This window comes from Niabella pedocola (assembly GCF_021044425.1).
In the GTDB taxonomy this organism is placed as follows: domain Bacteria; phylum Bacteroidota; class Bacteroidia; order Chitinophagales; family Chitinophagaceae; genus Niabella; species Niabella pedocola.
Window position 1 is genome coordinate 430,575 of the sequence record NZ_JAJNEC010000007.1, and the last position, 13,155, is coordinate 443,729.

Annotated in this window: 8 protein-coding genes; 4 read left to right on the forward strand and 4 right to left on the reverse strand. The window is 46.6% G+C overall.

Translation table 11 applies throughout. The annotated features are described in order from the left end of the window. Positions 1 to 362: 362 nt before the first annotated feature. A complete protein-coding gene (locus LQ567_RS22815) occupies positions 363 to 3,968 on the forward strand; it encodes a SusC/RagA family TonB-linked outer membrane protein (RefSeq protein ID WP_231008178.1) in 3,606 nt (1,201 codons plus the stop codon). Positions 3,969 to 3,980: 12 nt separating this feature from the next. Beyond that, complete coding sequence (locus tag LQ567_RS22820) at positions 3,981 to 5,426, forward strand: SusD/RagB family nutrient-binding outer membrane lipoprotein (protein WP_231008179.1); 1,446 nt, start codon at positions 3,981 to 3,983, stop codon at positions 5,424 to 5,426. Positions 5,427 to 6,081: 655 nt separating this feature from the next. Here LQ567_RS22820 and LQ567_RS22825 read toward each other — a convergent pair. Further along, complete coding sequence (locus LQ567_RS22825; RefSeq protein WP_231008180.1) at positions 6,082 to 7,044, reverse strand: NAD-dependent epimerase/dehydratase family protein; 963 nt, start codon at positions 7,042 to 7,044, stop codon at positions 6,082 to 6,084. A 177-nt stretch (positions 7,045 to 7,221) separates the two neighbouring features. On the opposite strand from LQ567_RS22825, the gene kdsA reads away from it, so the two are divergent. Together kdsA and LQ567_RS22835 are read left to right on the forward strand one after the other, a co-directional pair. Further along, entirely contained in the window at positions 7,222 to 8,049 is an 828-nt protein-coding gene (kdsA, locus tag LQ567_RS22830) for a 3-deoxy-8-phosphooctulonate synthase (RefSeq protein WP_231008181.1), read from the forward strand. Between the two features lie 10 nt (positions 8,050 to 8,059). After that, a complete protein-coding gene (locus LQ567_RS22835) occupies positions 8,060 to 9,148 on the forward strand; it encodes a calcium:proton antiporter (RefSeq protein WP_231008182.1) in 1,089 nt (362 codons plus the stop codon). A 357-nt stretch (positions 9,149 to 9,505) separates the two neighbouring features. Here the strand turns inward: LQ567_RS22835 and LQ567_RS22840 are convergent, their stop codons facing one another. Genes LQ567_RS22840 through LQ567_RS22850 form a run of 3 tightly spaced genes read right to left on the reverse strand, consistent with a single transcriptional unit; the run spans position 9,506 to position 12,310 of the window. Next, complete coding sequence (locus tag LQ567_RS22840; RefSeq protein ID WP_231008184.1) at positions 9,506 to 10,084, reverse strand: hypothetical protein; 579 nt, start codon at positions 10,082 to 10,084, stop codon at positions 9,506 to 9,508. After that, positions 10,068 to 10,646: a hypothetical protein gene (locus LQ567_RS22845; protein ID WP_231008185.1), complete on the reverse strand. Its 579-nt coding sequence runs from the start codon at positions 10,644 to 10,646 to the stop codon at positions 10,068 to 10,070. The genes LQ567_RS22840 and LQ567_RS22845 overlap by 17 nt, the downstream gene beginning before the upstream one ends. Further along, positions 10,643 to 12,310 (reverse strand): hypothetical protein, encoded by a 1,668-nt coding sequence (locus tag LQ567_RS22850; RefSeq protein WP_231008187.1) that lies wholly within the window; start codon positions 12,308 to 12,310, stop codon positions 10,643 to 10,645. Before LQ567_RS22850 ends, LQ567_RS22845 begins: the two co-directional genes overlap by 4 nt. Between the last annotated feature and the right edge of the window lie 845 nt (positions 12,311 to 13,155).

Genomic DNA, 13,155 nt, shown 5'->3' on the forward strand with positions numbered 1-13,155 from the left:
AGATTTGAGAATCCAGACTTGAGATTCGAGATTGAACTTCCGGATGCGGGTGCCGAGTATATGGGCTGCGCCATTCCGGCTGTATCTACGCTTCCACCCATACCTTCAACGCCGGAACCCGGAATCAGCATGCTTAAATCTGGAATCTGAATTCTGGTTTCTGGATTCTGAACGCTGAACTCTGGATTCTGGAATCTCGAATCTCCAATCTGCATACTATCTCCCCGGACAATTAAGCCAACTTTAACGATTGAGCAGGCAATCTTCCGCAACCTCCCGCGTTAGATACATAATAACCTCTATCCGGACCCGTCCTCTAACCCGGGTCTGATCTTTTATGCTACTAAACCTGAAATTCTATTATGATTTGCAGACCTATCCGGCTACTCATCACCGTAGTTTTGTTAACCACAACGATCCATTTGCAGGCTCAAACCGCTCCCGGTATACATGGGAAAATCATTGGCAGGTCGGGGCTCGGCCTTCCCAATACCACCCTCAGACTTACCGCTACCGGTGATTCTGCACGAACGGACGCTGAAGGCCTCTTTTCCATAAAAGCCAAACAGGGCGATTCCCTGCGGATTGAAAGTGCCTTGTTGCCGGAAACCTATACCATCGCCGTTCCCGGTTACGACAGTGTGCTGATCCGCATTGAAGACCGGCAGATCCGGACCGGCAAATGGAGCAGCTCCGCAGGTACTTTGAAAGACACGGTTTCTGAAGCTACCAATACGCCTATCACCCGTGCCGATACGGTGCCCGCCACCCCTGCTCCCGCACCCGCTACCGGTGATACCGTGCTCATAAAAGGGCGGGTTACCAACAGCAATGGCCAGCCCCTTGCCAATGCCAGCATCACTTATCCTAATGGAAAAATGTATACCGCAGGTGCGGACGGTACTTTTGCCATTCCCTTTCAGCAGGGTGCAAAAGTAGTGTTCTCCAATGTAGGCACACCCAACCTTGAAGTAACGCTCACCAATCCCAACAAACCACTATCCGTGCGTTTAGGCGGCAAAAAATCATCCGAAGAACTGGAGCAGGTAACGGTTACCGCGATGGGCATCTCCAAAAAAAGCCGGTCGGTAGGCTATGCGATATCCGAAGTGAAGGGATCTGAAATCCAAACAGCCAAGGAAGTTAATTTTGTTAATAACCTGGCGGGAAGGGTGCCCGGTGTAAACATCACCACCAACAGCGGATCCATGGGCGGTTCCAGTAAGGTTACTATCCGGGGACCCAAGTCTATTTTAGGAGATAACAATGCCTTGTTTGTGGTGGATGGCATCCCCTTCAGCAACCTGAACACCAATTCCTATGGCCAGCAGATCGGTGGCGGTGGTTTTGACTATGGCAGCCCCGTGCAGGATATCAACCCCGATGATATTGACCAGATATCCGTATTAAAAGGCGCAGCCGCCACTGCACTCTATGGAAGCCGTGGCCAGAATGGAGTGATACTGGTAACTACCAAAAAGACCAATGGTGGCGGCAAAAAGATCGGTATCAACTACAGCCTGAATGTACAAAGCGACAAGGTATATGTATTACCCAGCTATCAAAACAAATATGGTGGTGGCTCCAAGCCAACATTTGATACGCTTTTTTATAATAAGAACCCCGAACAATTCTTAAACAGTACAGCCCCCACTTACCGGGACCCCATATCGGGCGGGTACGACCTGCTGCCGGAATTTGCAGTGGATGAATCCTGGGGGCCTGCGCTCGACGGGCGTTTGGTGCGCCATTACTGGTCGTTCGATCCCAATAAGAACAATCCCTATTTCGGACAAGCAGCCCCCTGGGCTCCCCAGCCTTCTAATATCAAAGATTTTTTCCAAACAGGCCTAACCGTTACCAACAGCGTAAGTGCCGGGGGCAACAGTGATAAGGGCTCCATCCGGATTGGACTGGCAGATACCCGCCAGCGTTTTGTATTACCCAATTCACAGCTTTCAAGAACCAATGTTGGCATTAACGGAACCTACAAAATAACCGGGCAGTTAACCGCCAGCGCCGGGATGCGGTACTCCTATACAAAGGCAAAAGGACGGCCGGGCACCGGCTTTACGGGGCAAAATGTAATGAACCTGTTTAGCGAATATGGCCAGCGGCAATGGGATATGAGCCGGATGAAAAACTATAAATATGCAGACGGCACACAGATCAGCTGGAACCGGAAAACCTTTGATGATCCCACACCCAACTTTGCCAACAATCCTTACTGGACCCGCTATATGGAATACCAGAACGACGACCGGAGCCGCCTTTTTGGTTCCGTAGGGCTGGAATACAAACCACTTGACTGGCTCTCCTTCAATGCACAAGCGTTTATGGACAGCTATAACACGCTGCAGGAAGAACGGACCGCCAAGGATTATTTCCTGGGGAGCTATGCCCGCAATACCATCGACTTCCGGGAAATGAATTATATGCTGACCGCCAATATAAAAAAGGATATTGGTCAGCGGTTCAATATAGGGGCTACCATCGGCGGCAATATCATGAAACAAAATGTACATCTTTTTACAGGAGCCACTCCTGCAGGAGCCGGTCTTATCACACCGGGCGTATACACATTGGTCAATATTTCGGCACCACCAACCATCACCGAAGCACGCCCGCGCAAGCAGATCAATTCCCTGTTTGGAACGGCCACCATTGGTTATAATAACAATATTTTCCTTGAACTAAGCGGAAGAAATGACTGGTCTTCCACACTGCCTGCAGCAAACCGTTCTTACTTTTATCCCTCCGCCTCCACTTCCATCGTTTTTTCAGATTGGCTGAAGAACGCAAAATGGTTGAGCTTTGGTAAAGTACGGGCTGGGATTGCACAGGTGGGCAGCGATACCGACCCCTATAATATTTACCTGACCTATGGCCTGCCCCAGCTCTTTAACGGAACACCCTATGTATCTGTAGATGACCTGAAACGGAACCCTTCCCTGTTACCGGAAAAAACCACTGAAAAAGAAGCCGGGATCGAATTGAAACTCTTCAATAACCGGGTGGGTATTGATTTTACTTATTACGACCGCGTTACAAAAAACCAGATCATCCCCGTGAACGTTTCACCGGCCGATGGCTACACGCAATACCTGCTAAATGCCGGCAGTGTAAGCAACAAGGGGATCGAACTCCGGCTTGACGGAACCCCTGTACAATCGGAGCATTTCAAATGGAATATCGGCTTCAACTTTTCAAAAAACAAAAACAAGATCCTGGACCTGGCACAAAATGGCAATGAAGTCATCGACCGGATCAATATCGGTACCGAAAGAAGATTGAACCAGGTATCGGTGGTGGCTGTTAAGGGTCAGCCGCTGGGTACACTCTATGGGTTTGATTACACCTATCTGAACGGACAAAAAGTACTGGATGAATCTGGTCATTATATTAAAACGGCCACCGTTGTTCCCTTAGGCAGTGTATACCCCGATTACGTAGGCGGCATTACCAATAACCTCACGTACAAAAACATTTCATTAGGGGCGCTGGTCGATTACAGCAAGGGTGGTAAATTCTTCTCCTATACCAATATGTACGGGCTGGCATCAGGGCTGCTGGAAGAAACTGCCGACGGTAATATAAGAGAAACGGGGGTAGACGTATCGGGTGTATTAGCAGATGGAACACCTTTCACGAAGACCATCCCGGCGATGGATCATTTCAAAAATAACTTTGGTAAAAACATCAACGCTGCCAATATCTATGATGCCAGCTATGTATACCTCCGCGAAGTTACATTGGGTTATCAGCTGCCTCCCACCTGGGCCGATAAAATAAGCGCCAGCAATATCAGGCTCTCGCTTTACGGGCGCAACCTGTGGCTGATCAAATCCAACGCGCCCAATGTAGATCCCTCCAATATTGCCAACGGCACGGGGAATATACAGGGGCTGGAAGGAGGCGCCCTGCCCTCCATCCGCTCCTTTGGTTTAAACCTCAATATCGGATTTTAAAAATACATACCCATGAAATCGTTGTTTCATACATACCTGCTGTTATCCCTGGTATTTGCGGTAACGTCCTGCAGCAAATTTGATTCGCTAAACACAGACCCGGTAAAGCCATCTGCCGTAACACCCGAACAATTATTGCTTTCAGCAGAAAAGAACGCCATGGACATTTTATATAATTCGGTGGTCAATAACCGCATCGGGATGCACTATGCCCAATACTGGGCTGCATCCGATAAGGAGGAAGACAGCCGCTATAGTCTTGGCGAAGCCGGTAACTCCACCCTATGGTCGCTTTATAACCGCCCCCTGAAAGACCTTCAAACGTTGATCGATCTGAACCGCACCGCGGCCATCCAGGATCCCGTTCCCAATCAAAACGCCATTGCCGGTATCCTGCAGGTATGGCTGTATCAAACCCTGGCAGACGCTTACGGCAATATTCCCTATTCCAAGGCTTTATCCGATAGCATTCCCGCACCGGCTTACGACGATGCGGCCGGTATGTATGCCAGTCTTTTAAGCAGACTGCAGGAATACCAGGGTGTGCTGGACGCCTCCAAAGACAGTTACAAGTCCGGCGATGTGATCTATAACGGGGATGTAATGAAGTGGAAAAAGCTAGCCAATTCGCTCATCCTGCGGATTGCCATGCGCATGAGCAAAGCAAAACCTGCGGAAGCCAAATCTGCCATCGAAACCGCCGTAACGAACGGGGTGATCACAGACGGTGCCGACAATGCCTTGTTCCCCTATACCAGCCAGGCACCGAACCAGTATCCGTATAATGATTTCGGAAGAGAGCAGGTAGAATTTGTGGTAAGTGAAACGATGGTCAACTATATGCAGGCCTTGAACGATCCCCGGCTGGAGATCTATGCCCGCCCGGCAAAAACCTCAAAAACCATTGTGGGCAAGCCTTACGGACTTGGAACCAATTCTGCAGCCGATGCCCAGAAATATTCTACACCGGGTGTGCGTGTGTACGCGCCGGATTTCCCCGGTATCCTGATAACAGCTTCAGAAGTACAGTTCCTGATGGCCGAAGCGGCTGCCAGAGGCATGAATGTGGGCGGAACCGCAGAAACTTTTTATAAAGCGGGGATCCGGGCCAGTATGAACTTCTGGAAGATCCCGGAGGCAGCGGCCACAACCTATATCAACTCCGTTCCTTACAAGAGCGCCAACTGGAAAAACCAGATCGGTTCCCAAAAATGGCTCGCGTTGTATATGCAGGGTTTGCAGGCATGGTTTGAGCGGCTCCGGCTATCCTTTACAAAACCAGACGGAACGCCGCTGTTCATTGCGCCTGTTGCCGGCTCACTGGATGCCAATGTAACGATGGTGCCCAGCCGGTTAACCTACCCGGTTGTAGAATCCAATACCAATAATAAAAATAAAGAAGCCGCTGCGGCAGCCATTGGCGGCGATACCAAGGGAACAAAGCTTTGGTGGCAGTGAGAGGGTGATATTTAAGGTTTCAGGTTTAAAGTTTCAGGTAAGGTTGAATGGCGTTTGATACCTGATGTTCTGCCGATTCCCTATGTCTCATTCTTATAACAGATGTAAATCCTGTTGATGGGATTTGGGGGCTTGGTTTTTAGAATTTAATTCTCTCCTTTCCCGCGATGTCTCCCGCAGGGGACGTTGCGAAAGAGCATTTAGCTCTAAGTTTTCAGTTGCCTGCTGGTCGCGTTTGGTTTTGAAGGTTGATTGGTTTTGGAAGCATTTTAAAATTTACAGTTGGTGTTTTCTTTTCGGATCTTGATTTTTGAATTTTGGTGCCCGGCCTTGGAGCTTGCCCTCGCTGCAATATCATTGACTTTTCACCTCTTACCGGTTACTTAAAAAGTATCGTCTTTAGTATCGGGTGACAGGGCGACAAGCGGGACATTGACTGCCTTACCACGCATTGAGATTATGATCCGGGTTCCTGCCTTTTGCTTCTTTGGTCTTTTGGTTCTTGGTTCTTTGGATCTTGGAATGTAGTATTTAAAATTTAGTTTACCATCCACCCCGAATACCGGGTATTTGCCGGAGTCCGTATAGGTATTTAACATTTAGTATTTAGAGTTTAGGATTTAGAATTTGATATTTAGTATTCAGAATTTAATCCCTAAACCGTAAATACTTCCGCTTCCTGCAGGTTTTTCAGCATATCCTCCGTCATGGTGGCCAGGCTGTATTCATGCTTCCATCCCCAGTCGTTGCGGGCAACGGTATCGTCGATGCTCTCGGGCCAGCTGTTGGCAATTTCCTGGCGGTAATCCGGTTCATACGTCATTTCAAACTCCGGTATATGTTTTTTTATTTCCGCCCCGATCTCCTTTGGAGAAAAACTGATGCCCGCTACATTGTACGAGGTCCGGATGGAGATCCGGTCTGCAGGCGCTTCCATCAATTCGACGGTGGCGCGGATCGCGTCCGGCATATACATCATCGGCAGATAGGTGTCTTTACTTAAAAAGCTGGTGTATTTTTTCTCTTCCAGTGCGTCGTGAAAAATTTCAACGGCGTAATCGGTGGTACCTCCGCCCGGAGCCGATTTATAAGAGATCAGTCCCGGGTACCGGATGCTTCTTACATCCACCCCGTATTTCATATTATAATAATTGCACCAGAACTCCCCGGCATATTTACTGATACCATACACGGTTGTAGGCTCAATAATGGTTTGCTGCGGACAGTTCTGTTTGGGGGAAGTAGGGCCAAATACGGCAATAGATGAGGGCCAGTACACTTTGCTGATATGCTCTTCCCGGGCAATATCCAGTACATTCAAAAGCCCCTGCATATTCAGGTGCCAGGCCAGTCCGGGGTTCTTTTCACCGGTGGCGGATAAAATGGCCGCCAGGAGATAGATCTGCGTAACGTTTTGCCGGATCACCTGTACATGCAGCATTTCCTTGTTCATTACATCCAGGCTAACGTAAGGACCAGAACCTTTCAGCAGGGGATTTTCCTCTCTCAGATCAGAAGCCACCACATTGTTATTTCCGTAAATTTCCCTTAAAGCCAGGGTCAGTTCCACACCGATCTGACCGGAGGCGCCGATCACCAGGATCTTTTCTTTTGTCATGCCGCAGTATTTTAAAATGCAAATATACTGGCAGATTGTTCAGGATGCAATTCCTGCGCAAACGATTGAAATTTGATTTTTTTTGTGCAAATACTATTGCGCAACGATAAACGGGCCGTTTTCCGGACAAAAAACCTGTTTTGGCTGAACGCCCCCTTACGGGCTATATTTGCAATTATGAATCAATTCCTAACGGATCTTTTTGCCGGTCAGCAATACGATGCGGATCATTTTTTCCTGCTGGCAGGCCCCTGTGTGGCCGAAAGTGAACCCCTGGTGATGGAAGTAGCCGAAAAAGTTTCCGGCATCTGCAAAAACCTGGGTATCCCCTATGTATTTAAATCATCTTACCGGAAGGCAAACCGTACCAGCGTCAATTCATTTACCGGCATCGGCGACGAAGCAGCCCTGCAATTACTCAAACAGGTTAAAGAACGTTTTCATATCCCTACCGTAAGCGATATCCACGCACATGAAGAAGCCGCTATTGCTGCGGAATATGTAGATATGCTGCAGATCCCTGCCTTCCTGAGCCGTCAAACAGACCTGCTGGAAGCAGCCGCCAAAACAGGAAAAGTTGTAAACATAAAAAAAGGACAGTTCCTCAGCGGGCCTTCGATGAAATTTGCGGTAGATAAGGTAACACATGCCGGCAATGAAAAAGTGATCCTCACCGAACGGGGCAATACATTCGGATACCAGGACCTGGTAGTAGACTTCCGGAATATTCCCTGGATGAAGGAACACCAGGTGCCGGTGGTGATGGATTGTACGCATAGCCTGCAGCAACCCAATCAAACCAGTGGTGTTACCGGCGGTAACCCGGAGCTGATCGGTACCATTGCCAAAGCGGCAATTGCCACGGGTGCCGATGGCCTCTTTATAGAAACCCATCCCAACCCGGCGGTAGCCAAAAGCGACGGGGCCAATATGCTGAAGCTGGATTACCTGGAGCCCCTGCTGGAGCAACTGATCCGGATCCGGAAAGCCGTTATTTCTACCTAAATCGTATTTTATGAAGTTCAACCTGTCATTGCCCGTCTGGACGTTAATTACGCCCGTTATTGCATGGATCGCCTATTTCACCATGGGCTCAATGACAGGGACCCTGCCCCTGGTTGTTCTATGTGTGGTGCTTATTGCCGGTGTACTGGCCGCCGTGCACCATGCGGAAGTGGTGGCACACCGGGTAGGAGAACCTTTTGGTACCATCATCCTGGCATTGGCAGTTACCGTTATCGAAGTTTCGCTGCTGGTATCGCTGATGTCTTCCGGCGGGGCCAATACCGCCACGCTGGCACGGGATACGGTCTTTGCAGCTATCATGATCATTCTCACCTTTATTATCGGAATCTGTATTCTTATCGGCGGTGCCAAGTTCCGGGAACAGTTTGTAACAAAACATTCCACCACATCGGCGCTGGTGGCGCTTACAGCCATCCTGGTATTAACCCTTGTGCTGCCCAACTATACCGTTAGCCAGCCCGGCCCCCAATATACCCAGCCGCAGCTGGTATTTGCCGCTGTGGTCAGCCTCATCATTTATGCCAGTTTTATTATGATCCAATCCATCCGGCACCGCGATTATTTTTTGCCGGCCGACCCGGAGGGGAAGGAAAACGAGGACGTGCATGCGGCTCCGCCCACCAACAGAACCACGTTTACCAGCCTGGCATTACTGATCGCCAGCCTGGGTGCGGTGGTATTGCTGGCAAAAATGCTTTCTCCGGCCATAGAAGCCGGTGTGGCTTCCATTGGTGCGCCCGCCTCGCTGGTAGGGATCATTATTGCGATGGTGGTTTTATTGCCCGAATGTATTGCCGCCATACAGGCCGCCCGCAGAAACCGGCTGCAAACCAGTATGAACCTGGCCCTGGGCTCCGCGCTGGCCAGCATCGGCCTTACCATTCCCGCTGTTGCCATTTATACCATGGTTAGTCATACCCCCGTGCTGCTGGGCATCGACACCACGTCCGTGGTATTGCTGATCCTTTCCATTTTTACGGTAATGCTGTCGCTGGTAACCGGTAAAACCAATATCCTGTACGGGGTGGTGCTGCTTGTTATTTTTGCGGCCTATTTATTCCTGACGATTTTCCCATAACCACCGGAACCCTCCGGCTTCCGGATACCTCGCCGCCCGGCCCCCTTGTGATAAAATAAAAAAGCTTTCTGCCAGTATTTTTTAGATCATTCCATTCTACCCTGTCAAAAGAAAACAGTACCAAATCCCATTAAAATCAACAACTATTCCAAAATCAACGGTATTCTGCGTAGGAGTCTTTTGCTGTTCTTGAATTATACCTATCGCGATAATTTTTTTGAAAAGCTGAACATAAAATCGAGAACCGGACTTGTTGTCTATGCATTTAAAATTGAACTTGTTCACACTCCTCACACCCCCCTGCCAGGTTGAGATACATATTCCACCTCGATTATCTAATGATCGCTCAGAAAGCGATCATTTCTTTTCTGGAAAGCTTCTTAAAAAGTCCGCTTCCTTGTGATAGTTAACAACAATTAGATCCCTATTCTTATACTCAACAAAATCAGGCCAATAATAAATTGAATAATCCGAAAACACCCAAACCATGCTTGCAATTTCATCATCGGATGATCGCATGATAGGTCGTATTGTTTGATAGGGCTTTCCATACAGTGCTTGCAGTCTATTTGTCAAACTAGTATCACTTTTTGTTACGAGCCAGTAAAGCGTGCGAATTTTACCACCTATTCTACGGCAATATATTCTCTCTGTTACAGGAGTGGCTTCATTTATTTTCCCCTTATTGATGTTGCAAGTACCGTCAATTTTTAGGATTCCCAGTTGCACATATAAAAGGTCCTCAGCTTTTAACTCAGATACCCAGCACTTAGAAACTTTTCGACCCAGTAAAATGGAATCAATACCTTTTCCGTCAAATATAAACTGTGCCTGTACCATATTGGGAGTAATAAAGGATTGGCCAAATACTCCAATAAAAAATATGATTTTTACCAGTTTCTTATAGCTATTGTTATATCTAGAAAAATATTCCACCGGGGTCTTTTTCAAAAAACACCTTAAAAAGAGTAGACTTTTCTTCAAAGTTAAGGTCCATGGGCATTTGAACTGGATAGTCAGCCCATTTATTATCGAACTTTTGAAAAGCCGGAAAATGCTTAGCTATCAGTTCTTCTATCAGCGTAGAAATTTTCTTTTGCTGATCAGTTAGCGGAACATAAGAAAGATCGGCTCCAAATTCTTTACCAAAGTATTCAACATGTTCTGTGGAGCTTTCGGTAATGTAGTACAAGCCATAAAAGTCACCCAACAAACTTAGGTACATACCGATTCCGTTGATCATAGAATTTTCCAAAGCACACAATATTTTTATAGAATGTCTGGTGGGCTGGAATTCCCTGATCTTTCGTATACCTTGGATTCTTGCTAGTAAATTGTAAAAGTTTTTCCAGTGCTCACTTTGCAATAAAAGATACATTTTCTGCTCTGCGTTGAAACGATCTTCCCCTGCTGCCGCGGCTTCGCCCGAGCCTTCAATGTCTACAGGAAATGAATAAAAATAATTATTCAGAAGCTCGATATACTTTTCTGGTTTCAAAATTGACATTTTGGGTCGTAAATTGCGTTAGACGTTGTTGCATTCGGATCTTCACCTTGTCTGATATTTGAACCAGGCATAAAAGTTCTTATGTACGTATTAGCTTGATTCCATAAAGCCCCCCAGGCTCGTTGGTTCCCGGGATTCGAAGCAAATCTATCAAACAATGCCACTTCCCTGCCGGCAAAGTCCAAACTCCATGTTGTAATTACTGCTGCAGCATAATCGCTGAAATACCAATACTTTTGACCACCCTCTATTTGATAGTATACATCTCCATGCGCAATTAGTTGCGGGAAGATCTCTTTTAGGTACCCCATCGAGGTTTTATGTAAATTAAGATAATCATTTGTAGGCACCGTGTTCATCGCTATATCAGAAATACCATTTGTTAGATGTATCAACGTGCTAGGCACATTGTTAACCTGAGTTGCTGTTGTTTCAAATTTAAGACCTTTGGCATTGGTTTTAAAAAAAGATTTATCATTGCCCTTTGTAAATGATTTAAATGTTTGGGGGCACAGCTTATCGTTAACTCTTACAGCAGGAGTCGTGGTTCCACCTCCGCCACCGTCTCCGCCGCCTCCTATACCTCCATCCCCAGGAAGTGGTGTTCCTCCTCCCGGATAAGCCCCGCCAGTCCCCTCGGTCCATCCGCAGGAGCCAGTTTCACTCTCCACAAGTGTCCAATTCGACCCGCAAGCGCCATTCCATGTCGGCGCCTCGCAGTTTAACCGGTCATCCGCTATCGTTGTAACAGCTACAAATACCTCGCCTGTTCCTGGACATTCAGCGCCCCAGCGGCATATTCTGGTACAAACCATTGTTGATTCACCGACTGGTAATATGTCAAGACCATACTCCACGATAATGCCAAACAATCGCAGGTAAGACTGTAGTTCAACTTTTTGAAGCGTATTTATATTGAAAACGTACTGACCCGGCATCAAATATTCCTCGTCACTGCCTTTAAGTTGTATTAGTGAATCTACAGTGATCGGCATATTCCACTCTGCCATTAAAGTATCGGCTTTTTTCTTATACAAAAACATTTCGAGCCAGACGGCGTCGATAACGATGGAGTCCGTCGCGGCTCGGGAGAGTGTACGTTTATTTGAAGTTTTTCTTGGCTTAGAAGAATAAGAGTATGAAGCAACTCTTTTATTGATGTCAGTGTAGTTTACAATACCTGAAAATATCTTTTCTGTTGTGCTCCCATTAATTGGAGCGCTCCCAGGCAACAGATTGTCTGTAAGCTGGTAGTCCCCTTTCAGGAAGGTTAGAGTTTCTGAATTATTAGCTGCCGAGTAAGCAACTAGATACGATTTTTGATTTACTACACTTAATTTTCGCTTCTGGCCGTTCATAGTGACAAACTCGTCATTAATCAACGGTACAAAATAGTAATTTTTGCCAGCTGCGTTTCGAGCGCTAGATGCTTTATCCCATTGAGGAGTCTGATTATAGGAAAGATCCGCACCGTAGGTAACTTTTAGTAGTCCATTGGCATTACTTTTCTCAAAATTGCTTTTCAGCCAGCTTACGTTTACTGATCCATCTTTCATTATGCCGGATTCGGAAAAATCCTTTCGGCTACACCCATGAAAAATGAAGAAAAAAGCAATAAGCAGTAATAGAGCAGATAGTTGTTTAGGGATTTTCATATTCTTTTATTTGGTGTGTTGGTATAAAATATTCCCATGATTCAGCCCATATATTTATCAATGACTGCATCAAACAGTGGAATTTCAATATTTAATTTTCCGTTTCTTCTAAGCCGAGTTATGGTTACAGGTTTATCACATGTCCATTTTAATGCTTCATTTGGTTAGTGCAAATATATAGTATATAGATAAAATATTTCTTCAATCGCAGCATAAATTAAAAGCTCCCTAAGTAAAGAGATTGCTTCCGCAACAGAACCTGAACATAAAAAGTACATACCAGGTGACTGTCTGTCTTTGCATAATCGACATCGCTATGGCTGGTTTTATAGAAATAGTAACCAGGCTGCCAAACTTTAAATTGATTATTTTCGGACAGTTGCTTAGCGCCTTTTGAAAATGTTGGGGCAGAAAAATGTCATCATCTTCCATTATCCTCACATACTGGGTGTCTGCAGCTATATAGCTAAGGACATCTCTGTAAATACTGCCGGCGTCTGTATAAGGGGCATCGGTTACCAGGTCTCTATCATTATTGATTAGAAAGAGCGTACGTCTTAAAAATTGACTCATACAGCTTCAAGGTCTCATGTCTGGAAGGGTCACTGCTTCTATTAATAATACGAAGAGCACGTCTATATAACGACTGATGCATATAATCTGCGCATCAGCAGCTATTTATCACTGATCTCCGGTAATGGCTAACGCATATCAATCTGCGCATCAGCGGCTATAGTCCCTGCTGATCTTCACAAATAGATAATCAATGCATCTGCGGCTATAGTTTCTGCTGATCTCCACAGATAGATGGCTACCGTAATGCGCATCAGCGGCTATAGTCCCCG